The sequence below is a fragment of the Enterococcus italicus genome (genome assembly GCF_023743875.1).
Classification (GTDB): Bacteria; Bacillota; Bacilli; order Lactobacillales; family Enterococcaceae; genus Enterococcus_G; species Enterococcus_G italicus.
On record NZ_JAMRVB010000001.1, the window covers coordinates 474,384 to 497,782 of the forward strand.

General features: G+C 38.8%; 27 protein-coding genes and 1 pseudogene. 18 read left to right on the forward strand and 10 right to left on the reverse strand.

The genetic code is table 11. The features are described 5' to 3' along the window. Positions 1 to 2: 2 nt before the first annotated feature. Complete coding sequence (locus NE257_RS02210; protein ID WP_007208750.1) at positions 3 to 761, reverse strand: exodeoxyribonuclease III; 759 nt, start codon at positions 759 to 761, stop codon at positions 3 to 5. Between the two features lie 156 nt (positions 762 to 917). On the opposite strand from NE257_RS02210, the gene murB reads away from it, so the two are divergent. Further along, positions 918 to 1,823: a UDP-N-acetylmuramate dehydrogenase gene (gene murB / locus NE257_RS02215; protein WP_040366860.1), complete on the forward strand. Its 906-nt coding sequence runs from the start codon at positions 918 to 920 to the stop codon at positions 1,821 to 1,823. Positions 1,824 to 1,878: 55 nt separating this feature from the next. Here murB and NE257_RS02220 read toward each other — a convergent pair whose 3' ends face one another. The 4 genes from NE257_RS02220 to NE257_RS02235 are packed head-to-tail and all read right to left on the reverse strand — an operon-like array spanning position 1,879 to position 4,837. Next, complete coding sequence (locus NE257_RS02220) at positions 1,879 to 2,517, reverse strand: ECF transporter S component (protein ID WP_007208748.1); 639 nt, start codon at positions 2,515 to 2,517, stop codon at positions 1,879 to 1,881. A gap of 18 nt (positions 2,518 to 2,535) precedes the next feature. Continuing rightward, on the reverse strand, positions 2,536 to 3,087 hold the full coding sequence (coaC, locus tag NE257_RS02225; RefSeq protein ID WP_251869730.1) for a phosphopantothenoylcysteine decarboxylase: 552 nt from the start codon (positions 3,085 to 3,087) through the stop codon (positions 2,536 to 2,538). Positions 3,088 to 3,098: 11 nt separating this feature from the next. Next, the gene (coaB, locus tag NE257_RS02230; protein ID WP_251869731.1) at positions 3,099 to 3,845 is read right to left on the reverse strand and encodes a phosphopantothenate--cysteine ligase; all 747 of its coding nucleotides are present in this window, start codon (positions 3,843 to 3,845) and stop codon (positions 3,099 to 3,101) included. Next, entirely contained in the window at positions 3,842 to 4,837 is a 996-nt protein-coding gene (locus NE257_RS02235; RefSeq protein WP_251885720.1) for a YhdH/YhfP family quinone oxidoreductase, read from the reverse strand. The genes coaB and NE257_RS02235 overlap by 4 nt, the downstream gene beginning before the upstream one ends. A gap of 261 nt (positions 4,838 to 5,098) precedes the next feature. On the opposite strand from NE257_RS02235, the gene NE257_RS02240 reads away from it, so the two are divergent. The 4 genes from NE257_RS02240 to NE257_RS02255 are packed head-to-tail and all read left to right on the forward strand — an operon-like array spanning position 5,099 to position 8,909. Continuing rightward, entirely contained in the window at positions 5,099 to 6,184 is a 1,086-nt protein-coding gene (locus tag NE257_RS02240) for an ABC transporter ATP-binding protein (RefSeq protein ID WP_040366858.1), read from the forward strand. A gap of 15 nt (positions 6,185 to 6,199) precedes the next feature. Further along, positions 6,200 to 7,009: an ABC transporter permease gene (locus tag NE257_RS02245; protein WP_007208743.1), complete on the forward strand. Its 810-nt coding sequence runs from the start codon at positions 6,200 to 6,202 to the stop codon at positions 7,007 to 7,009. Continuing rightward, positions 7,006 to 7,839, forward strand: a complete 834-nt coding sequence (locus NE257_RS02250; protein WP_251885721.1) for an ABC transporter permease — start codon at positions 7,006 to 7,008, stop codon at positions 7,837 to 7,839. The genes NE257_RS02245 and NE257_RS02250 overlap by 4 nt, the downstream gene beginning before the upstream one ends. Next, positions 7,836 to 8,909, forward strand: a complete 1,074-nt coding sequence (locus NE257_RS02255; RefSeq protein ID WP_007208741.1) for an ABC transporter substrate-binding protein — start codon at positions 7,836 to 7,838, stop codon at positions 8,907 to 8,909. Before NE257_RS02250 ends, NE257_RS02255 begins: the two co-directional genes overlap by 4 nt. 349 nt (positions 8,910 to 9,258) lie before the next feature. On the opposite strand, the gene NE257_RS02260 is transcribed toward NE257_RS02255, so the two are convergent. Next, on the reverse strand, positions 9,259 to 9,570 hold the full coding sequence (locus NE257_RS02260; RefSeq protein ID WP_251851290.1) for a hypothetical protein: 312 nt from the start codon (positions 9,568 to 9,570) through the stop codon (positions 9,259 to 9,261). A 257-nt stretch (positions 9,571 to 9,827) separates the two neighbouring features. Between NE257_RS02260 and NE257_RS11730 the strand changes: the two genes are divergently transcribed. Next, the gene (locus NE257_RS11730; protein ID WP_169309448.1) at positions 9,828 to 9,935 is read left to right on the forward strand and encodes an IS3 family transposase; all 108 of its coding nucleotides are present in this window, start codon (positions 9,828 to 9,830) and stop codon (positions 9,933 to 9,935) included. Between the two features lie 157 nt (positions 9,936 to 10,092). On the opposite strand, the gene NE257_RS02265 is transcribed toward NE257_RS11730, so the two are convergent. Then, positions 10,093 to 11,478 carry an MATE family efflux transporter gene (locus NE257_RS02265; protein WP_007208739.1) on the reverse strand — a complete coding sequence of 462 codons (1,386 nt, stop codon included), beginning with the start codon at positions 11,476 to 11,478 and terminating at the stop codon, positions 10,093 to 10,095. 62 nt (positions 11,479 to 11,540) lie between these two features. Then, a complete protein-coding gene (locus NE257_RS02270; RefSeq protein ID WP_251885722.1) occupies positions 11,541 to 13,481 on the reverse strand; it encodes an ABC-F family ATP-binding cassette domain-containing protein in 1,941 nt (646 codons plus the stop codon). A 222-nt stretch (positions 13,482 to 13,703) separates the two neighbouring features. Between NE257_RS02270 and NE257_RS02275 the strand changes: the two genes are divergently transcribed. From NE257_RS02275 to NE257_RS02300, 6 genes are all read left to right on the forward strand, one after another. Beyond that, on the forward strand, positions 13,704 to 14,360 hold the full coding sequence (locus tag NE257_RS02275) for a redox-sensing transcriptional repressor Rex (RefSeq protein WP_251851294.1): 657 nt from the start codon (positions 13,704 to 13,706) through the stop codon (positions 14,358 to 14,360). 152 nt (positions 14,361 to 14,512) lie between these two features. Beyond that, positions 14,513 to 15,439 carry a permease gene (locus NE257_RS02280; protein WP_251851295.1) on the forward strand — a complete coding sequence of 309 codons (927 nt, stop codon included), beginning with the start codon at positions 14,513 to 14,515 and terminating at the stop codon, positions 15,437 to 15,439. 3 nt (positions 15,440 to 15,442) lie between these two features. After that, a complete protein-coding gene (locus NE257_RS02285; protein ID WP_251885723.1) occupies positions 15,443 to 16,273 on the forward strand; it encodes a TIGR03943 family putative permease subunit in 831 nt (276 codons plus the stop codon). Positions 16,274 to 16,391: 118 nt separating this feature from the next. Next, on the forward strand, positions 16,392 to 16,661 hold the full coding sequence (locus NE257_RS02290; RefSeq protein ID WP_251885724.1) for an IreB family regulatory phosphoprotein: 270 nt from the start codon (positions 16,392 to 16,394) through the stop codon (positions 16,659 to 16,661). Beyond that, positions 16,658 to 17,095 carry a Holliday junction resolvase RuvX gene (gene ruvX, locus NE257_RS02295; RefSeq protein ID WP_251855378.1) on the forward strand — a complete coding sequence of 146 codons (438 nt, stop codon included), beginning with the start codon at positions 16,658 to 16,660 and terminating at the stop codon, positions 17,093 to 17,095. The genes NE257_RS02290 and ruvX overlap by 4 nt, the downstream gene beginning before the upstream one ends. 17 nt (positions 17,096 to 17,112) lie before the next feature. Beyond that, positions 17,113 to 17,415, forward strand: a complete 303-nt coding sequence (locus NE257_RS02300) for a DUF1292 domain-containing protein (protein ID WP_251855379.1) — start codon at positions 17,113 to 17,115, stop codon at positions 17,413 to 17,415. A gap of 86 nt (positions 17,416 to 17,501) precedes the next feature. Here NE257_RS02300 and NE257_RS02305 read toward each other — a convergent pair. Together NE257_RS02305 and NE257_RS02310 are read right to left on the reverse strand one after the other, a co-directional pair. Next, a pseudogene (locus NE257_RS02305) lies at positions 17,502 to 17,705 on the reverse strand (tyrosine-type recombinase/integrase); the annotation flags it as partial. Between the two features lie 138 nt (positions 17,706 to 17,843). Continuing rightward, a protein-coding gene (locus tag NE257_RS02310; protein WP_251885725.1) for an IS3 family transposase occupies positions 17,844 to 19,000 on the reverse strand; the annotation gives its coding sequence in 2 pieces (ribosomal slippage) (positions 17,844 to 18,721 and positions 18,721 to 19,000; 1,158 coding nt in all). Positions 19,001 to 19,249: 249 nt separating this feature from the next. On the opposite strand from NE257_RS02310, the gene NE257_RS02315 reads away from it, so the two are divergent. From NE257_RS02315 to NE257_RS02340, 6 genes are all read left to right on the forward strand, one after another. Then, a complete protein-coding gene (locus tag NE257_RS02315) occupies positions 19,250 to 19,618 on the forward strand; it encodes a phage replication protein (protein ID WP_251851302.1) in 369 nt (122 codons plus the stop codon). A 302-nt stretch (positions 19,619 to 19,920) separates the two neighbouring features. Next, positions 19,921 to 20,115, forward strand: a complete 195-nt coding sequence (locus tag NE257_RS02320; protein ID WP_251851303.1) for a hypothetical protein — start codon at positions 19,921 to 19,923, stop codon at positions 20,113 to 20,115. Continuing rightward, positions 20,102 to 20,680: a hypothetical protein gene (locus NE257_RS02325; protein ID WP_251851304.1), complete on the forward strand. Its 579-nt coding sequence runs from the start codon at positions 20,102 to 20,104 to the stop codon at positions 20,678 to 20,680. Before NE257_RS02320 ends, NE257_RS02325 begins: the two co-directional genes overlap by 14 nt. Positions 20,681 to 20,682: 2 nt before the next feature. Then, the gene (locus tag NE257_RS02330) at positions 20,683 to 20,865 is read left to right on the forward strand and encodes a hypothetical protein (RefSeq protein ID WP_054115343.1); all 183 of its coding nucleotides are present in this window, start codon (positions 20,683 to 20,685) and stop codon (positions 20,863 to 20,865) included. A gap of 263 nt (positions 20,866 to 21,128) precedes the next feature. Beyond that, on the forward strand, positions 21,129 to 21,647 hold the full coding sequence (locus NE257_RS02335; RefSeq protein WP_251885726.1) for an HdeD family acid-resistance protein: 519 nt from the start codon (positions 21,129 to 21,131) through the stop codon (positions 21,645 to 21,647). 255 nt (positions 21,648 to 21,902) lie between these two features. Beyond that, positions 21,903 to 23,303 (forward strand): MFS transporter, encoded by a 1,401-nt coding sequence (locus NE257_RS02340; protein ID WP_251885727.1) that lies wholly within the window; start codon positions 21,903 to 21,905, stop codon positions 23,301 to 23,303. Positions 23,304 to 23,399 lie beyond the last annotated feature (96 nt).

Below are 23,399 nucleotides of genomic sequence, written 5' to 3' on the forward strand. Positions count from 1 at the left end.
GCTCACCCTAATGTGACTTGTAACTCTACTGGACAATGATCGCTGCCTAAAATATCCGCATGTATCGAAGCAGAAGTTAGGTGAGAGGTGAGGTCATTAGAGACGATAAAATAGTCAATGCGCCAACCAGCATTATTTTTACGTGCATTAAAGCGATAGCTCCACCAAGAATAAGCACCGGTCAACTCAGGGTAAAAATGGCGGAAAGTATCTGTATAGCCATGGTCGAGTAAGGCTGTGAATTTTGCGCGCTCTTCATTTGTGAAGCCGGCATTCTTTTGATTGGTTTTCCAATTTTTTAAGTCAATTTCTTGATGGGCAACATTTAAATCACCGCAGACAATCACTGGGCGGTCTTTTTTTAATTCATCGAGATAAGCGACAAAATCATCCTCCCATTCCATTCGATAGTCTAAGCGTTTCAATTCGTTTTGTGAATTTGGTGTATAGCAGGTGACTAAATAAAACTGCGGATATTCAAGTGTAATGACGCGCCCTTCTTGGTCATGTTCTTCCTTACCGATGCCATAAAAGACGTTATCAGCAGGTTCTTTGGCAAAGATGGCTGTACCAGAGTAGCCTTTTTTGACTGCGTAGTTCCAATATTGAGTATAGCCAGGTAAATCCATTTCAATTTGACCTGCTTGTAGTTTTGTTTCTTGTAAGCAAAAGAAATCTGCATCCAATTGCGTGAAGACATCCATAAAGTTTTTTTTCATAACAGCACGTAAGCCGTTGACATTCCAAGATATAAGTTTCAAAGTAACGCCTCCTTATTTACACTTTTTATTCTACTGAATGCTCGAAAAAAATCAAAGGAAAGTCCTCATTCTTAGGAAATACTTTTCGATAGTGGTCAGTGGGTATGAATCATGCTAAAATATATGAGATTGAAAAACCAAAGGAGACATCCAAGCATGTTAAATACTGAAATAAAAAATGAATTTCCGACTATGAACTTATTACTAGATGAACCATTAATGAATTATACGTACACAAAAACTGGCGGACCAGCCGATGTGCTTGCCTTTCCATCTTCGTCAAAAGAGGTCCAAGATATTGTTCGTTATTGCAAGGAACATCATCTTGACTGGATGGTATTGGGGAATGCGAGCAACCTTATCGTCAGAGATGGTGGTATCCGTGGCGTGGTCATTATGTTGACAGATCTGACGGCTTGTCAGATTGAGGGACAGTTTTTAACTGTCGAAGCGGGCACAAAATTAATCGACACGAGTCGTCAAGCATTGGCGGCCTCTCTATCGGGATTGGAATTTGCGTGTGGTATTCCCGGTAGCATCGGTGGAGCAGTCTATATGAACGCGGGTGCTTATGGGGGCGAGATCAAAGATTGCTTTTATTCATGTGAATTTTTGCAAGCAGATGGAACCGTAGTCACGCTTACGAATGAAGCGATGGCCTTTGCCTATCGCCATAGCGCTGTGCAAGAACGAAAAGGAATCGTCCTATCAGCGACCTTCCAATTACAGCCTGGTGATCAAGACGTAATGAAGGCGAAAATGGCAGAATTAACTGAGCTAAGAGAAGCAAAGCAGCCTTTAGAATACCCATCATGTGGGAGTGTCTTTAAGCGTCCAGAAGGTTATTTTACTGGTAAATTGATTCAAGATGCTGGTCTACAAGGTCTCATCTGGGGTGGTGCCCAAATCTCTGAGAAACATGCTGGGTTTATCGTGAACGTTAACCATGCGACTGCGACGGATTACATTGAATTGATTGCACATATTCAGCAAGTCATTGACGAGAAGTACGGTGTGCAGCTAGAAACAGAAGTCCGAATCATTGGCGTAGAAAAAAAATAAAAGAAATCCATCAAAGAACTAGGCGAAGTTGCCAATTCTTTGATGGATTTTTTTACTATAGTCCAGTTCGTTTGGTAAATTTTAATAAGACTGAGGCGACAGTAGCAGTGGCAATACCTGCTACGATGGCTTCAGGAATTCCTTGAGTTAGAATAATCGTATTAATGGCAAGATAGACCGCATTACCAGCTTTGCCGATTATTGAGGCATATTCTTTTTGGAAGAAAAAGTAAATGGCATTCATGACTAAGATGGTATTGGTCAGGCCACCAATTAATCCTGCGAGAAACAAGGTGACAGGCTGGTACTTTTCTTTTAAGAAGCGAGACAAGCCACGGAATACAAAGTAAGGAACAATCCCGATCAAGATCCGAGGGACAAATGCTACTAGCAATGCAAGTGGGCTGCCGTGTTCTGCTCCGATTGGTGCGATAAAGGGTGAAAACACAAAAGACATTGGCGTGACAATAATGGTGGAGCGAATCATACTAATGAGACCAAAACATCCGCCTAAAAACCCGCCAATCTTTGGGCCAAGGATGATGGAAGCGATAATGACGGGAATGTGCATGGTCGTTGCATTAATAGGTCCTAAGGGAATAAACCCTAAAAACGGCACAAATGAGAACAACAGCAAAATTGCCAAGAAAAATGCCGTGAGTACTAAGCGAAAAACACGAGTATTGTTTTTCATGAAAGGCACCTCCTTTTTTTATTGGGTCGATACGACCGCTTCAATCTCTTTTATAATCGTGTCGACAGTTGCTAGAGCACCTGGACCAAAATCGCCACAAGCCAATAATGCTTGGCGAGGTTCAATTTCTTGGTAGCCAATATCTTTAAGTTGTTGCAGATTTTTTTGCGTCAACGGGTGGAGATACATTTTCGTATTCATCGCCGGTGCGATTAGTTTTGGGGTCGATGGCTCTAATGCTAAGGCAATGGTCGTTAATAGGTCATCGGCTATACCATTTGCCAATTTGGCGATGATATTGGCTGTCGCTGGTGCAATGACAAATAGATCTGCTTGCTTTGCCAGTTCAATGTGATTGATGAATGCTGGGTTTTGCTCACTCATTACGTCAGTGTGAACTGCGCGTTTGGATAACGATTGTAGCGTTAGCGGTGTAATAAATGCTTGGCTATTTTGGGTCATCAAGACATCGACATCATAGCCTATTTTGGTTAATTCATTGGTTAAGTCAGCAGCCTTATAAGCTGAGATACTGCCACTGACACCGAGTAAAATCTGCGTTTTTCTCATAGTTTTGCTCCTTAGTTGATGTGTTTTAGTTGATCGACTAGCATTTGTGCGATGGCTGGCTTGGTTTCAGCCTGTGCGACGATACCGTGTTCATTTAGCAAGTAGCCAATATGGTCATTACCGGCAATCGAAGTCAAGTCATTGGCCAATACAAAATCAGCTTGGCTTTTTTTACGACTTGCCTCTGCCACGGCGAACAGCTCATCTTTTGAGACATCAACAAGTAATTTGAACCCAACCAAACACGTTTTGGGTTGAAGTGACTTAATCATCTGAATCACTTTCGGTGTTTTTTGTAGAAATAAGACTAAGTGATTGGTATTTGACGAGAGCTTTGTTTCATTTACTTCAGGCTTATTAGCCAAGAAGGTGGCCAACGACTCTTTGTCTAATGTTTGATTGGGATGGGCAAGATGCCACTGATTCATCTGTGTCAAAAATTGTTCCTCTGAGTAGACTGTTTCCGTCGTAAAGTCGCTGACGGCCATGCTATGGATGACCGCATCATAGACGTGTTCTTTCATGCATCGTTCAAGGGCTTGACTAAGTTCATACGTATCGTGAATGGTCGTCACGTGTAGCTTGCTTGATTCGTTGGGTTTAATGGCAGATGCGGATGCGATGACATCGACGGTTGCACCCGATTGTTCAAAAGCAGAAGCAATCAAGGTGCCTAATGTACCAGTGGCATGATTGGTAATCGACCGCACATCATCGATTTTTTCACTTGTACCACCCAGTGTGACTAAGATTCTCATTTTTTCACCTGGATAGAAATCAATGTTCTACCGCTGTGCGTCCCTGCAAGGAGTAGATCAGCCTGGGCTGGGATAGCCGATAAAGCAATCTCCGTCTGTGGAATCGCTGTGAGTAGCTCTTTGTGTGCTGCTAAAAAGTCCCAGATAGCTGTTCTTTTATCAATCGGTACTGCCACAGAATCAATCCCGATCAGCTGAACACTACGCAAGATAAATGGTAAAACAGTTGTTTCTAGTTGAATACCGCCAGCATTGCCACACAGAGCAGCTTTTCCGCCATAAGAAAGAGACGGTAGCAACTCACTGACGAATGGGCCACCGACTGTGTCGATAAGCACATCGACTGTTTGCTTGGCAAGGGGGCGTTTTTTTTCGGGTAGGACTTCTTCTGGGGTACAAATGCTTGTTGCACCACAGACAGTGAGCCATTGAGCCGTTTCTTTTTTGCGCGTGATGGCGGTAATGGATTGATAGCCTAGTGATGCAAGTAAACCAATCGCGATACTAGCAACCCCCCCAGTTGCTCCTGTCACGAAGATAGATGCATTTTTTTTGACAGAGTCATCAATAACAGCCAAAACGGCCAATGCTGCGGTGAAGCCAGCGGTGCCAAAGAGCATACTTTCTTTTAAGGAAAGACGATCAGGTAGTCGCACGAGCCAGTCGGTAGGAACAACTTGTGCTTGGCTATAGCCACCAGGATGTGTCACTCCTAGACCAAAGCCAGTCACCAGTACTTTTTCTCCTATTGGCCACTGCGGGTCATGAGACGCGAGAATTTCACCGGCTAGATCAATGCCAGGCACCATTGGATAGTTACGGATAACGCCTCCGTTTTGTTTGGTTGCCAAGGCATCTTTATAGTTAAGGGAAGAATAATGGATTTTAACGATGACTTCATTTTCTTTGGGTTCAGCCAGCTGTCTATCTGTGACAGTCGCGAATACGTTTGCTTCTTGCTGAGTTACTTCTAATGCTTGGTAGGTTGTCATGAGTATGAGCCTCCTTGTTTCTTTCAATCATAGATATCACGAACATCATAACATATTTTCAAAACGGATTATTTATTTTCTATCGAATTTCTTTGAATCATTCATTCTTACAATTATATGCTTGTATTTTTTTCAAAAAAACCCTATTCTTATACAGTATGTTGTGCCATGAACAATAAAGCGAGAAAGACCGATATGGTATGTCTTCAATTACGTTTTGAAGCAATGACATATAATACACTGTATACAAGGAGGAAAAAAATGGGAAAACCAATCATTTCGTTTAACGATGTGGTCAAACGCTACGACGACGAGGATGTTCTAAAGAAAGTTAGCTTCGAGCTAGAAGAAGGAAAGTTTTATACGCTTCTTGGTCCGTCAGGTTGTGGCAAAACGACGATTCTGCGTATTATCGCCGGGTTTTCTGAGGCAACGGAAGGAGATGTTTTCTTTGAAGGAAAGCGAATCAATGATGTGCCTGCGAATCAACGCCAAGTAAATACGGTTTTTCAAGATTATGCTTTGTTTCCACATATGAATGTCTTTGATAATGTGGCTTTTGGTCTCAAAATCAAAAAAGTTCCCAAAAAAGAAATCGAGCAAAAGGTGAAACAGGCGCTTCGTCTCGTCCAACTCGGAGGATATGAGTCGCGAGAAATCAGCGAGATGTCTGGTGGGCAGCGTCAGCGGGTCGCCATTGCACGCGCAATTATTAACGAGCCGAAAGTTCTTTTGTTAGATGAACCATTGTCAGCATTAGACTTAAAGCTCCGTACAGATATGCAATATGAGTTAAGAGAATTACAACAACGACTAGGTATTACGTTTATCTTTGTGACCCACGATCAAGAAGAAGCGTTAGCGATGAGCGACGAGATTTTCGTCATCAATAAAGGAAAGATCGTTCAAAGTGGGACACCAGTGGATATTTACGATGAACCAATTAATCATTTTGTTGCTGACTTTGTCGGAGAATCCAATATTGTCAATGGGACAATGATTGAAGACAATGTGGTCGAATTTGTCGGCAAGCGGTTCGAATGTGTCGATGGTGGTATGCGGACCAATGAACCAGTCGAAGTAGTTATTCGGCCGGAAGACTTGAGTTTAACCACAGTTGATAAGGGAAAATTAGTTGTTAGAGTGGATACGCAGCTATTCAGAGGCGTACATTATGAAATCATTTGCTACGATGAGCAAGAAAATGAATGGATGGTTCACTCGACACGTAAAGCGGTCGAAGGTAGCCAAATTGGGCTAGCTTTCGAACCAGAAGACATTCATGTTATGCGTTTTAATGAGTCGGAAGAAGAGTTTGATGCACGACTTGAAAGTTATGAAGAATAGGGCGGGGGGAAAGAAATGAAAAAAATTCGTCGCGTGTATGCCGTCCCGTATTTTGTTTGGTTACTTTTGTTTGTGATTGCCCCAGTCTTGTTGATTGTCTATCAGTCATTCTTTAATATGGCCGGTCAAGTATCCTTGACCAACTATGCCACGTATTTTGCTTCAGGAAAATACCTGACCATGACAGTTAATTCTGTCTGGTATGCGTTTTTGATTACGATGATTACACTGGCTATTAGCTACCCAACTGCCTATTTTTTATCGAAGCTAAAGCATAAAAATTTGTGGCTATTGCTAATTATTTTACCAACCTGGGTCAATCTGTTGTTAAAAGCCTATGCCTTTATCGGTATTTTTGGCATTCATGGCAGCGTCAATAATTTCTTAAGCATCTTTGGCATTGGGCCAAAGCAAATATTGTTTACCGATTTTAGTTTTTTAGTCGTTGCTACGTATATCGAGTTGCCGTTTATGATCATGCCAATCTTTAATGCATTGGAGGAGTTAAATCCTTCATTGATTAGCGCCAGTCGTGATTTGGGTGCCAATTCATTTGAAACATTTCGACGCGTTGTTTTTCCACTGTCATTGAACGGTGTGAAAAGCGGTGTGCAAGCGGTGTTTATTCCTTCGCTTTCACTATTTATGCTGACTCGTTTGATTGGTGGAAATCGCGTGATTACACTAGGTACTGCGATTGAGCAACATTTCTTAGTCACTCAAAACTGGGGCATGGGTTCAACCATTGGCGTGGTGCTAATCATTGCGATGTTTATCGTAATGTTCTTTACGGGTGAATCTCGCAAAGGAGGAGTAAGAAAATGAAAAAAATAAAATGGTCGTATGTGTATCTCGTGCTCGTCTTTGTATTATTGTATGCACCTATCTTTTATTTGATTTTTTATTCTTTTAATGATGGTGGAACAATGAATCGCTTTACAGGCTTTACCTGGGACAATTATTTGTCTGTCTTTGAGGATACGCGCTTATTGATTATTGTCTTGGATACATTTATGTTGGCATTTCTTTCTTCTTTATTGGCCACTTTGATTGGCACGTTCGGGGCGATGGCCATTTACTATACGCCCAAGCGAAAAAGTCGAGCACTTCTTTTAGGGCTAAACAATATCTTATTAGTCTCACCAGATGTTATTATCGGTGCGAGTTTCTTGATTTTCTTTACGATGGTAGGCGCGGTGATTCGTGGTTTTAGTCTTGGGTTCTTTAGCGTCTTGCTTTCGCATATCGCTTTTAGTATTCCAATCGTGGTATTAATGGTGATGCCAAAACTACAAGAAATGAATGACTCGATGATTGATGCGGCAAGAGATTTAGGAGCGAATAATTTACAAGTCATTAAAAATATTGTTTTGCCATTTTTGTCACCGGGTATTATCGCCGGCTATTTTATGGCTTTTACGTATTCATTAGATGACTTTGCTGTGACATTTTTTGTTACCGGTAATGGCTTCTCAACACTCTCAGTCGAAATCTATTCACGGGCCCGCCAAGGAATCAGTTTGGAAATCAATGCATTAAGCACGTTAGTCTTCTTATTTTCGATGGTTCTTGTTGTCGGCTATTACTTCATTAGTAAAGATGACACGTCCAAACGCTCACGCAAACGTGATGTGGAGGTGGCTCCTTTACGATGAAAAAAATTACTTCACTTATTATCGGAATTGTATGCGTCATCCTTGTCCTGATGTTTGGTGCACACCAATTAGAAAAGTCGACAGGTATGGCGGGTGCGAAAGTCGTCAATATTTACAACTGGGGCGACTATATTGATCCAGCTTTAATTAAAAAGTTTGAAAAAGAATCAGGTTATAAAGTAAACTATGAAACATTTGATTCCAATGAAGCCATGTATACAAAGATTCAACAAGGCGGAACGGCGTATGATATAGCCATTCCGAGTGAATACATGATTCAAAAAATGATCAAAGCTAACTTGTTGATTCCCCTAGACCATAGTAAAATCAAAGGGTTATCGAATATTGGTGATTCCTTCTTAAATTTAGATTTTGATCCAGGTAATCAATACTCGATTCCCTATTTTTGGGGAACTCTAGGTATTGTCTACAATGACAAATTTGTGAATGCCGAAGATATGACTTCATGGAATGACTTGTGGCGTCCAGAATTAAAAGACAATATCATGTTAATTGATGGTGCACGCGAAATTATTGGGTTGGGGCTTAATAGTTTAGGTTATTCGGTCAATAGTAAAAATATGGACCAATTAAATCAAGCAGTCGCCAAACTTCGAACACTCACTCCAAACGTGAAAGCCATTGTGGCAGATGAAATCAAAATGTATATGGAAAATGAAGAGAGTGCAGTCGCGGTCACATTTTCTGGTGAAGCAGCGGATATGATGTATGAAAATAGTCATCTTCATTACGTGATTCCAAAAGAAGGCACCAATCTTTGGTCAGACAATATTGTGATTCCAAAAACATCCAAAAATCAAGAGGGCGCTTATGCGTTTATTAATTTCATGTTAGAGCCAAAAAATGCGGCACAAAATGCAGAGTACATTGGCTATTCAACACCAAATGAAGCGGCTATGAAATTAATGCCCAAAGAAGTTGTTGAAGATAAGCAATTCTATCCTACCAAAGAAATGATGGCTAAAATGGAAGTCTATCGTGACCTAGGTTCAAAATATCTAGGTATTTACAATGATTTATTTTTAGAATTGAAGATGTACAGAAAATAGCTATAAAACTCAGGAAGAGTGCGAATTTATCAACTACCTAGTAAGAAAAAAGCATCCTTTTTATCTTAAGTTTTCCAATAACATACCAAAAGCGGCTCTTTAGCCGCTTTTGGTATGTAGTATTATATTAGTGTTCATCGAATGCCAACTAAGTTGTGCAATTGTTATCAGTAAAGATACAAATATAGATAGACAGCTGAAAGCATCAGAGGGTATTTTTAAGGTTTTTACTGCTAAATAAGTGCTGAAGTCCATGGAACGTCTACAATTTCAAGATACGCTGAAGTATATTCGTGAAGAGGATATTGTTGTTACTGAATTAGATTGCATCAATTGACAAATGTCATACCTAAATTCCCTCCATTGTTGCACTAAATATTAATAAAGTATTCCAATCAGCATTGGTATCGTATTTATATGCTAAAGAATATTTTTCAACATTATTTTCATAGCAAAAGTCTATAATTTTTTCTAATTCTTGTATACTTTGTCCTAAAAATACCGAATTTATTCGAATTTTTTTTACCTTGCCAATTTCTTGTGCGTTTTTTCCACTTATTATACTATGAGATTTTCTCATTACTTGTTTATTAAACGTTCCAAAGCTTTGAGTCGAAAAAATAGGAGTTACATATTGAGATTTTTTTATGAAATCTAACATAGTTTTTTTCCAGCAAAGTCCTTGCATTACTTGTGATCGCGTTCACTTTTCTTCGTTTTATTCTTTTTTTATAAAATGCAAATACTTTCATTTAAGTAATGCAATAAAATTTTGCCCTACAAAGTATTGAGAGATACGTACAAATTTACCGCAAGTATGTCACGAGTTTCGAAATGTCTAGATAACCAGCCAATCGAAAGCTTCTGGGGCACTTTAAAAATAGAGCGTTACTACCTGAATAACTGACTAGAGAAGCTTTGGTCACAGCCGTGGAAGACTATATTCACTTCTACAATCACACACGAATCACAATAAAACACGACGGACTCACTCCGATGGAAATCAGAAGCAAGGCTGTCGCTTAAGTCTTTTTATTAACCTGTAAGAGGAGAGAGGGACTTTCTCTCCTCGCAAGGCCAGTTCGAGTGAAATTCTAACAATTTTTTCCTAACCACTTGCCCGGAGCGGTTCATTTTCATGAAGTGTGCTAGTTTTTTATAAGAATGCATTGTTAGTCATACGTTAATTATTTTCATGGACAATTGTTTGAATCCACTTGCCTGATTTTATTAACTGATAGCCAATGCCACTTTTTAGTAGTTCTACCAGTTGGCAGAAGAGATAGACTAGGACAATGGACAGTGCAGTATGAGTACTTAAAAGGACGGCTAGTGGGAGCACGATGAAGCAAGTAAAGACACTATCGAATAAAAAGGTCAAAAAAGTTTGGCCGCCAGAGCGAAGTATAAAGTAACTTGCATGATTAAATGCGTACATCGGCATGCACAGTGCGGCGATGGCGATAAATTGGCTAGCTAAGCGCTTGACGGTCTGGTCCGTATGATAAATTTCTGGAAAGAAGGGGGCAATAACAAACATCAGTAAGCCGATAACTAGGCAGCTCACAACTGAAAAGAATAGTAGCTTGCGAGCAGTATCTTTGGCTTGCTCAGCTTGATTGGCTCCAAGTAATTGCCCGACCATTACAGCCACTGCGCTGCCTAATGCAACATAAACAATATTAAATAAATTTGAAACAGTTGATGAAATATTTAAGGATGCGATGACGGAAAGACCACGCACAGAGTAAGCTTGCATGATAAGTGTTTGTCCGATTGCCCAAAGAATTTCATTGGCCATCAGAGGCGATCCTTTTTTTAAAATATTTTTGATTAATTGCTTTGGAATGTGAAACTCACGATAGGCATGGAGAACAAAAGGAGTCGTTGCTGCATGCTTGTGTACCCAAAAGACAGTGATGGCACATTCAATGATTCGTGCAATTAATGTGGAAATACCCGCTCCTACTACACCCAATCGTGGAAAGCCCATCAAGCCGAAAATCAATAAAAAGTTCAATAAGGTATTGGTTACAACAGCGATGCTACTGGCAAACATCGGTACTGTCGTCTTGCCCATCTCACGTAAGGAGCTAGCATAGGCTTGTGAACAGGCAAAAAATGGCAAGCTAAATAGGAGAATCAATAAAAATTCTTCGGCTGATTTTAGTGCCACGGCTAGTTCCTGTGAACGTGGGCTACCGTGTAAGTATAAAGAAATAAAAAAGTCTCGAAACGTATACAGGCCTAGCATAGCAATGAGGCAAATTATGGCATTGCCGATTACTTTAAAGCGAAAGGCATCGCGCATTCCGTGATAATCACGCTTGCCATAAAATTGTGTACCGAAGATACTACCGGCAGAGACTATGCCAAAAATACTTAAATTAAAGACGAAAATGAGCTGATTGACGATGGCTACGCCCGACATTTCAGCTGTTCCTAATTGTCCGACCATCAAATTATCTAATAAACCGACAAAGTTCGTGATGGCATTTTGAATCATCACGGGAATGGCGATGGTTAATAAGGTGCGGTAAAACTGTTTGGTTCCAATGAATCGCTTCATAATTACTCCGTTCTCAAGAGAATAGACCAGTCAACAAGTTGTTATCAAGTCTATTGTTTTGATTATTCTTCTAATGATTCTAATATCAGACTCTCTTGTTCCCATTCCTCTAGTAGGGTCATTTGTGCTTCTTGGGCTTCTTCTAATTGCTGATTTAGCTTTTGGAGCTGCACATGATCATCGAGGATGTCTGGATCGGCCATTTGAGTCTGGTAATTGGCGATGTCATCCTCTAATTTTGCTAATTGGTTTTCAATTTGCTCTACTTTGCGGCGCGCTTGGCGAAGTTGTTTTTGCTGCTCTTTTGACAATTGAAACGACTGCTTGCCTGCTGAAGGATTGACCTCTTCTTCTTCTTGCTCGTCTTGCAACAAAGCCTGCAATTCTCGTTCTTCTTGTTTCTTTTCTAAGTAGTAATCATAGTCTCCTAGATACACTCTGGTCCCATTTTCAGAAAGCTCCACGACTTTGGTCGCGACCCGATTAATGAAGTATCGGTCATGGGAAACAAATAATAGTGTACCCTCATAATCAATCAAGGCATTTTCGAGGACTTCTTTGTTATCGATATCTAGGTGATTGGTCGGTTCATCCAAAATTAAAAAATTCTCTTGGTTCATCGCTAGCTTTGCCAAGGCGACCCGAGCTTTCTCACCACCACTTAGTAGAGGAATTGTTTTTTCTACATCTTGACCAGAAAATAAGAATCCGCCTAAGACATTACGAATTTCTACTTCTGGTGTGGTTGGATGTTCGTCCCATAGTTCTTGCAAGATAGTCTTATTAGAATGCAAGTCTGCTTGTCCTTGATCATAGTAGCCAATCGTTACATTGGTCCCTAGTTGTTCTTTTCCTCTGATGAACGGCAACTGATGGATAATGGATTTCAGAAGAGTTGATTTCCCAATTCCGTTTGGTCCGACTAGTGCGACAGCTTCCGTTTTACAGATATCAAGTTGAATGGGCTCCGCCAATACATGCTGGGCATCATAGCCAATGGCGCCATCTTCGACTTGTAAGACGATATTACCAGAGGGCTTTTCGATAGCAAATAAAAAATGAGCAGATTTTTCATCGCCTTGAGGACGGTCTAGGCGATCCATTTTTTCTAATTGTTTGCGACGGCTTTGGGCCCGTTTAGTAGTAGAGGCACGTACGAGATTACGTGCGACGAAATCTTCAAGTTTGGCTATTTGGTCTTGTTGCTTTTCATATGCCTTCATCTCGCTAGTCAGTTGTTCGGCTTTCATCGTTAAATAGCGGCTATAATTTCCCTTATAGTGACGCATTTTGTGACGACTTATTTCATAGACTTCATTGACCACTTTATCTAGAAAATAGCGGTCATGCGAGACAATCAAAAGGGCGCCACTATATCCTTGCAGATACGACTCTAGCCAAGACAAGGTCGGGATGTCTAAGTGATTGGTCGGTTCATCAAGAATCAAGATATCTGGTTTTTGTAGGAGTAATTTTGCTAAAGCTAATCTAGTTTTTTGACCACCGGACAACGTTGCAATGGCTTTGTCATAAAAGGATGCATCAAATTGAAAGCCATGGAGGACGGACCGAATCTCATTTTCGTAGCCATACCCATTTTTTTCAGCAAATTCATGTTGTAGCTGATCGTATTCTTTTAATAGCCGAGCGTAGTTCGAGTCGCTGGGTGATATTTGACTAATGGCTAGTTCGACTTCGCGCATGCGAGCTTCCATTTTACGAACAGAAGAGAAGGCGTCTAGCATCTCTTCCCAGACCGTCTTATCAGAAATCAAGCCAGTATCTTGCGCCAAATAGCTAAGGGTGGCTTGTTTGTTTTTTGAAATTGTTCCTCGATCAGGTTCTTCAAGACCAGCGATGATTTTCAGCAAGGTCGATTTTCCCGCGCCATTTCTGCCTACTAAGCCTATCCGCGCGTGGCTGTCAATTTCCATTTGTATATTTTGAAACAATACATCTGCGCCAAAGAGACGAGCAATTTGCGCTACTTGTAATAAAATCATATGATCCCCACTTTAATTAATATTGTCTAATCAGATAGCCTTCCCTACAATAAAGGGATTTGTCGCAAAACTAGTCTATCATATTTTCTGAACTAGCGCGACTTGAGAGACGAACATTCTATAGAAAGTCGCAAGATTCTGAGCAATCAAATTGCCTTTTTAAGATGAATTTTGTATGATGGATTTTGTACTAGTGAAGTTTTCACAAATGGAGGGTTTTAATTGAAAGACAATCAAATTCCAAAGGCGACAGCGAAACGCTTGCCTTTGTATTACCGTTACTTACGGATATTGAATAATGCAGGAAAGAAAAAAGTATCTTCTACTGAATTAAGTGAAGCAGTGCAAGTTGACAGCGCAACGATTCGTCGGGATTTTTCTTACTTTGGTGAGTTAGGAAAGCGCGGCTATGGTTATGATGTCCAAGACTTGATGCAGTTTTTTGCGAAAACATTAAATGACGATCAAATGACCAACGTTGCCTTAGTAGGGGTTGGGAATTTGGGAAGTGCCTTATTGAAATACAAATTTCATCAAAGCAATAGTATCCGTGTGAGTGCTGCGTTTGATGTGAATGATGATATTGTTGGTAGAATTGTCGATGGTATACCGGTTTACCCCATGAGTGACATGAAAGAGCAAATCGAAATCCAACAAATTGATATTGCGATTTTGACTGTTCCTGCGCAAAAATCTCAAGATGTCGTGAATACTCTAGTGGATGCAGGGATTAAGGGGATTTTGAACTTTACGCCAGCGCGTATCACAGCTCCAGAAGGCGTGCTAATCCAAAATGTAGACTTAACCAATGAATTACAAACATTGATTTATTTTCTACATTCAAACCAACCTTCCTTTGATGAAACAACTGAAGACTAATGAATAGACTGAGCCTAAAGTGTTGTATTGTAGCGCTTTAGGTTCAGTTTTTTAAACCTTAACTATTTCCAAAGTTTTGATAAAATAACTAGTTTCTTTTTCTAGTGAGACGTAAGATTCCTATGAGATATTTTTTATGAAGGAGCCGTTTTATGTTTCAATCAATCCCAAACTCATTGTCGCAAATGAGTATGATTTTTTTGTCTGTGGTCATCGAGGCATTGCCGTTTGTTTTAGTAGGTTGCCTGATTTCAGGCCTACTCCACGAATTTTTAAGTCCCGAAGTGGTCAAAAAATATGTACCAAAAAATCGCTTTTTAGCGATTTTATTAGGCTCTTTTATGGGTGTCTTTTTCCCATCTTGTGAGTGTGGCATCGTGCCGATTGTCAATCAGTTCGTCAAAAAAGATGTCCCCATATATACCGCTTTTCCATTTATGTTGACGGCACCAATCATCAATCCAATTGTTGTCTTTTCGACCTTTATTGCATTCAGTGATTCGTGGCGCTTTGTGTTTTTACGAGTTGGCGGCAGTATTTTTGTCTCGTTAGTCGTGGGGCTTTGGTTAGCGTATCTATATAAGGGGACACCCTTAAAAGAAGAACCGCATCACAACGAGCAAAGAGAAAAGTATAGGCATCACCATGAGGATTGCGCGCTGCCTAACGAAAAGAACACAAGTGTGGGTAAAAAAATCATTCAATTTCTAGAGCATAGCTTAGATGAATTTTTCGATACAGGTCGCTATTTGATAATTGGAGCGTTAATCGCATCGTCATTGCAGGTGTACCTACCGACAAGTGTTATGCTTACATTAGGCTCCACTAAATTATTAGCAATTGGTGTAATGTTAGTATTAGCTGTTCTGATGTCGTTGTGTTCAGAAGCAGATGCTTTTATTGGCGCGAGTTTGTTGAGTTTGTTTGGTGTGGCACCAGTTGTTGCATTTTTGGTTTTTGGTCCAATGGTAGATATTAAAAATTTGTTGATGATGAAACGATATTTTGCTGGCAAATTTATCGTTCAGTTGGTGTTAGTGATCGCAAGTTTGGTTACGATTTTTGCATGGGTGGTGTAGACAATGATTCGGTTTTTTATTTTGTTAGGGTATAGTCAGCTAATGATGTATTTGCAATTAACTGGCAAATTAGATCAATTCATTAATACCCATTACCAGTATTTAGCAATCCTTTCTATGGTGCTTTCCTTTATCCTCGCATTGGTTCAATTGTATGTTTGGGTAACCAATGATCCCAAAGAGCATCGCCATCCGCATCTTCACGATCATACGCATGCGATGAGTCGAAAACAAAAAATAGGTGCCTATTGTTTACTCAGCATTCCGTTAATGGTGGGCTTTTTATTTCCTACCGTCAGTTTGGATACAACCATCGTTCAAGCAAAAGGTTTTCAGTTTCCGATAAGCAAAGAATCAGTCGGTGATCCCGAAATGAATACACAATATTTGCAACCAAATACAAGTATTTACTACAACAAAGAAGATTATCAAAAACAAATGGACAAATTAAAAGAAAAATATGGATCGACCGGTACAGTAGCGGTCACGGATGAGAATTATCTAGAAGTGATGGAGCTCATTTATAACTACCCGAGTGAATTTACTGGGCGCAAGATCCATTACGAAGGATTTATCTTTAATGCCCCAAAGAATCAAGGTACGTTTCTGTTTCGCTTTGGGATTATTCATTGTGTAGCAGACTCTGGGGTATTTGGTCTGCGGATTATATTACCACAAGGAACGACGGTTAAAGACAACGAATGGATTCAAGTCGAAGGGACGATTGAATTGGATTATTATGAACACTTGCAACGCGACTTGCCGACTGTAAATGTATCAAAAATAACCAAGATTGCGACGCCAAAGAATGAATATGTCTATCGTTCGTTCTAGAATCAAGTAAAATATTATTTTTCTATTAGTTTGAACCAGATATAATTGTAGTTTGCAAAAATGTTTAGTACAATAGGTAAGTAAGAAACGGATTTTTTTATGAAAGAGGTGTTGTACCATGGGGTTTACAGATAAAACAGTTCGCTTTGATTTTGACGATAATCGAAAAAGAGAAGTGAGTGAGACATTAGCAGTTGTCTATCGTGCGTTAGAGGAAAAAGGATACAATCCGATTAATCAAATCGTAGGGTATTTGCTCTCTGGCGACCCTGCCTACATTCCTCGTTATCAAGATGCTCGTAATTTGATTCGCAGATATGAACGAGATGAGTTATTAGAAGTTCTCATTCGAGATTATTTAAAGAATCATGGAGTCGATTTATCATGAGGATTATGGGATTAGATGTGGGTTCACGTACTGTTGGGATTGCAGTCAGCGATCCGATGGGGTGGACAGCGCAAGGAATCGAAATCATCAAAATCAATGAAGACGAAGGTGATTATGGATTTGATCGCGTGAAGGAACTAGCTGATCAATATGAGATTGGTCATTTTGTTGTAGGTTTACCAAAAAATATGAATAATACCATTGGCCCTAGAGCAGAAGCATCCATGTCTTATGGTGAAAAGTTGGAACAACTATTTGGTCTGCCTGTTTCGTATCAAGATGAGCGTTTGACGACAGTGCAAGCTGAGCGGATGCTAATTGAACAAGCGAATGCATCCAGAGCAAAACGAAAGAAAGTCATCGATAAACTAGCTGCAGTGATGATACTTCAAAATTTTCTGGATGGTAGCGGCAAAAAAATCTTTGAATTATAAGAAACGAGGGAAACGAAATGACAGAACATACACATGATCATGACCACGAAGGACATGAGCACATTACACTAGTTGACGACGAGGGCAACGAAACATTATACGAAATCTTGTTAACGATTGATGGACAAGAAGAATTTGGTCGGAATTACGTCCTACTTTATCCAGCAGGTGTGCCGGAAGAAGAGGATGTAGAATTATTAGCCTATGCCTACGTTGAAAAAGAAGACGGTATGGAAGGTGACTTGCAACAAATCGAAACGGATCAAGAATGGGATATGATTGAAGAGGTCTTCAATACGTTCATGACTGAAGAAGAATAAGAAAAAAATAAGCAGGAGAAACCTTGATATAAAAGGGTTTCTCCTTTTTTTATTTGTTTTCTGACCCACATATTGACCCACACTGATTATAAATCTAAGTGTTTTACCAGTTTCTCAACCGTTTTTTCTTTGGTTTCTTTAGCTAAGTGACCGTAAACATCTAGCGTTTGAGAAATTTTTGTATGCCGTAAACGTTCTTGAACTTCTTTCATTGTTGCGCCGCTATCCAGTAAAAGAGAAGCGTGAGTGTGTCTTGTGGAATGCACTCCTAAGAATGGTACATTAGCTTTGAAATGGCAACCCTTTTTTTGACAAAAATTATAAAGTGTAAAAAACAGGTACTTGTTATCTAATCCGATTGTCCTTGACAACGAGCCACCATAGACGTGGAATAACCGTGGCGAAGCAACGATTAAATGTATCGGCCACTACGCAACGCTACCACATCCATGCTCATTATCAAGGATTCGCTCCGCCAATCTCAGATTTCGAATGCCGATTGGTGTCTCATATCCCAAAGAACCATGTAACCGAAGATAATTCCACCAATTGACGTAATCAAATAATTGCAGTTTGAGTTGACTCAATGTGTCAAATGTATTCGGATAAACAAATTCTACTTTAAATGATTTATAGGTTGAATCTGCCACTACATTGTCATAAGGACAGCCTTTCTTGCTCAGTGATCGTTCGATGTCAAATGTCTCTAAGATCGTATCAATTAGTTTATTATCAAATTCTTTCCCACGATCTGTATGGAAGATTTTTACTTCAGTCAAAGGATGGGAGATAGTTTGGAAAGCACGTTTGACCAACGGTGCATCTTTGTTCGGACCACAGGAATGACCAATGATCTCATGATTGAATAAATCAATAATGAAACAAACATAGCACCACGTTGTGCCAACTCTTACATAGGTCAGATCCGTGATGATTGCTTCCAAAGGTTCACGTTCAGTGAAGGCACGATCCAAGGTATTTTCAATATCGGAGTGATTTACATTCGATGTATGCTTTCGATAATTTGCCTTTGTATAATTTGATTTCAAGCCTCGTCTGTTCATGATTTGACTGATTTTGCGACGACTAACTAGGATATCACGTTTTGCCAGAGCAGCTTTGATTTTCCGCGTACCATAGTTCTTGCGGCTGCGATTGAATTCTTCTGTTACGGCGGCTTCAAGCGCAGCTTCACTCGGCTTTTCCTTTGTTTTGTAGTAATAGGTTTGACGGGAAATAGTTAATAATTTACACATCGCTGATATGGAATATGTATGCTTGTTTGCATCAATCACTTGTCTTTTCGTCCGAATATCAGCGCTGCTTGCTTTAAACTATCATTCTCCATCTCAAGTTGTTGGTTTTGTTTGCGTAAGGCTATAAGCTCTTTTTCCGTTGAGGTCAGATTATCGGCTTCTTTGAATGAACCTGTCTTTTTTGCCTGACGGACCCATTTGTCAAAAGACGATGGTGTTAGTTCATATTCTCTGATGATGTCGGCCCTTGGTTTTCCAGAGTTTAGTAAATCGACCATTTGTTGTTTAAATTCTTGCGTATAGGTTCTGCGTTCTCTTCTTTGCGACATAAAATGATTCCTCCAGTGTGTTTTCTTATAGTTTGCACACCTTATCTTTTCTGTCTAGTTTATTGTAGCTTATCCACAGACTATATTTTTACCCAAGACGGCAGACAAGCGAAAGTGTTTCATAAAGATGATAAATTGGCGAAAGATTTTATATACAGGTTAGGTATGGAAAAAGAACCAGTAAAAGAAAGAAAACATGATTATGATTTTGATTGTGTGTATCAAGGGAAGTAGAAAGGAGGTTACTCAATGACAGAGTTAAATATCAGACAAGAGCGTTTCTTAAATGCCTTGCTAGGTTCGTTGACGGTTGATGAAGCGTGCAAGAAATCAAATATCACACGCGCCAGAGGGTACAAATATTTGAAAGACCCAGTATTTCTAGAAAAGTATCGTGGTTTAAGGCGTGACGCTATGCAGCAAGTCACAACACAATTACAACAAGCAACAGTTGAAGCCGTTGACGTATTAAAAGAAGTCATGAACAATACGGAAGCGCCGGCAGCGTCAAGAGTATCTAGTGCTAAGAATGTGTTAGATGTGGCATATAGAGCGTTTGAACTGGACGATTTAGCCGAGGAAGTGGAGAAAATCAAAGAGCAGTTAGAAGATACATAAAACGGGTTAGCCGAATTTTCGACCGCCTAAAAAAGGAAGTGAACAAACTGAAACTAAAAACAGATATACAAAAAATCAAAAATCGTATGCAGCTAAAATACTCTTGAGTTTGAAGTAATGCTTGGAGTTGAGTTGTATTTATACGGTGTGAAAAGAATCATGGAGTTTGACGAATCTGTTTTATATATAGTTAGCCCAGAACGAGTAAGCGAACCAATGAAAAGGCGAGCGTTGACAGAATACAATCAAAACAAAAATATTTCTAGTCAAACTATTGAAAAAATGTATGAGGAGTACAGGTCATGAACCTTTATACAATACGAACAAAAAGAAAGAAGTTAGATCAGTTAAAAAGAAAACGTGAACAACAAAAACAGAAATCGGTATTTATTACTGATCGAGAAGCACAAGAATTCGATCTTAATAGCTTGCCGAGTGATACGGTTATTATTATTGACGATATATTAGAAAAGGAGAATGGATATGACAACAATTAAATTAATGTTACCAGAATTTTATGAGGAAAAAGCGCAGCTTAATGCACGTAAAAATGAACTAGAAACTACGATTGATGAAAAAAGTAAGGAACTATCTGATTTAAAAGCCGAGTATCAAAAAACCTTAGCTAAAAATTTTGATGATCCACAACTTGAAAAAAATTATGACTTACAAGAGAAAGCTAAGAAATCAATCAACATGAGTAAGCAGAAGCTACAAGGCTTACAATCCCTTTCTACTCAAGGTTTGCAGCAGAAGGCATTAGAAGTGCTAAAACACGATATGCAAACTATTTTTAATGAGCGTTTAGAAGAAGTTAAAGAATTGATTTTAAACACTGAAAATTTAAGAGCAAAAGTACGAGAAGCAGAACGTCAAGAAGGTTTAAAAAGCATTGAGCTTACAAGTGAAAGTTCAGAATATAGCCGCCTAGTTGATTTGTACGAACTAGACAAAAATTTCAGAAATGAATTATATCAAAAGCCTTACTCACTTTTTAGAAATTTAAGTAGTGTAACGTTTAATGAAGCCAGAAAACAATTAGAAAATGAGGGAGCGATTTAACTATGTATGAAGAAATGTATAACGGACTGAGAAAAGCAATTTTAGAAAGTGGAGATGATTTTTCTAAAAAAATTGTAAATAGTTTTGACAAGATCGCCGAGAAATACAAAGAAGAACCGCAACAAAAAACTGAGAAAAAAGTATCTGTTTCTGAATTAGCTAGAGCCAACAGAATTGTAAAATGAGGAGGGATTAAATGACCTACCAATACAATTTGGAAGATGCTAAACAATCGGCTACGTTCAACATTCGTCTAAGTATCAACAATTTTCGGCATTAGTAGACGATATTTCTCAAGCAATGGGGCAAGATTCAGAAATCAATCTAGCATTTTAAATACAAATAAAGTCGCTTTCTTTTAATAGAGAGCGGCTTTTTTTATGTTATTATTTTCATTATTTTTTAATAAGCGGTATAATTATTTCAAACATAGAAAGGATGATTTAAAATGGAAAAAAGAAGTAGTTTTAATTGGCCTTATTTTTTAATGGGAGTATTGTTTGTATTGGTTTCTTTAATTGCGTTTCAAGATGTAACAGGTAGTTTGGTAGCAATCGTTTATTTATTCGCAATACTTGCTATTATTAAAGGGGTTTTTGAACTGTTTTTCAGACGTAAATTACATGAATTTACAAATCAAAAATCAACTTTATTAATCGTGCTAGGTATTCTTGATTTAATCATTGGTATTTTCTTGTTCTTTAACGTAGAAATTGGATTGCTAACGTTACCATTTACTTTTGCAATTTGGTTTATTGTAGATTCTGTTACCAATTTGGCAGAAGCAGATATTTTCAAAAGTGCTAGTAAAGGTTATTACTGGTTTGTAGTCATTTTAAATATTATCGGAATTATTTTGGGAGTTATGCTATTCTTTAATCCTATCGTTTCAGCATTTACTTTAGCCTTTTTAGTAGGTTTTTATTTAATGATGATTGGTATTTCTTTAATCGCATTTGCATTTTAAAAAAATGCTCCCCAAGCGCAATGAGATTTATTGACCCACACAGTGACCCACATATCATTGATTAAATATGAGTTTGTATGATGTAAAGTTACTGATAATCATTAAATTATTGTTATTATAATAGGCTTTGTAATTCGTTGAAATTCAAACGTCATTCATGACTGAAGAAGAATAAAAAAAAATGAAAAAAGCTAACTTCAAGTATACTTGGATTTAGCTTTTTCATTTTGAGAAGCAATAGGAGGAGAATGATTTTTGGAAAACACAAAAAAACAGTTATGGATTTTAGTGACGGTCTGTTTGTTTACATTTATGTCCGTGTTGGACTCAAGTATCGTAAATATTGCATTACCGACAATTAGTAAAGAGTTAGAAATTACGTTGACTCATAGTGAATGGATTGTTTCTAGCTATTTATTAGTCATTTGTTGTAGCTTGTTACTTTATGGTAAGCTAGGTGACACCTTTGGAAAGGCAAAAATTTTTAAAATCGGTGGCATTATTTTTATTATTGGTTCGGCTTTATGTGGATTTAGCAATAGTTTACCAATGCTTGTTGTTTCCCGGATTATCCAAGCGGCAGGATCAGGTATGACCATGAGTAACAATAATGGCATCATCACTGAGACGTTTGCTCCGAATCAGCGGGGGCGTGCACTTGGAATGGTGGGAGCTTTTGTTTCGCTGGGTGCGATTACTGGTCCTGGTTTAGGTGGGTTATTGTTGGCTCAGTTTTCATGGAACCTGATTTTTCTAGTAAATGTACCAATTGGTATATTCAGTATTTTGTTGGGCTATCGAGTTTTACCCGTCCGAAAAAGAGTGGACAAAGGAACAATCGACTACCTTGGTTTTATTTTACTTGCACTAACGATTTTGTCTATGTATGCAAGCATTCAATTTATCCAAAGTGGCAATATTTTCCAATGGCCTGTCATTATTTTGACTGGGTTGTTTTTAGGTAGCTGTTATTTTTTCCTACATTGGGAAAAACGAATAGAGAAACCTTTGCTACAGTTGTCACTCTTTTCGAATAAAATTTTTTCGGAGAGTTTGCTCAGTGCTTTTTTAGTGTTTATTTCCGCCTTTTTTTACACGATGATTATGCCATTTTATTTGCAAGATATTAAAGGATACACAGCGAGTGATGCTGGTCTGATTATGATGGTTTTTCCAATTGTGCAAGTTATTTTGGCGCCAATCGCGGGTTATTTAGCCGATCGTTATGATAAAAGAAAGCTAACAATTCTCGGGCTATTTTTATTAACACTAGGACAAGCTAGTTATTTTCTTTGGCAGTTAGATACACCTCTAACGATTATTATTCCGTCTATTGTATTGTCCTCGATTGGAAATTCATTTTTTCAAGCGCCAAACAATACAGTTATAATGAATGCAGTAGATACAAAGTTTTTAGGAATTGCAGGCGCACTGAACGCCTTGGCTAGGAATTTAGGTAGGGTATTAGGTGTCGCATTATCAACATTGATATTAACAGTATCGATTACTCAAATGAATGGCAAGGCCGTAACAAGTCTAACAGCCAATCCAAGTTACTTCGTTCAAGGCATGCACTTGGCATTTGGTTTTTCTGCTATCCTTTGTACAATTGCCTTTTTGTTGACACTTTTTTCGGCAAAAAAATCCAAAAAATAGACGCGGTACATAGCTAATACTGTGCTGTTAAATCTAAATAAAAGCTCGGTTAGACAAAAAAACAGCACATCCATTATTGTGGATATAGTGAACCCA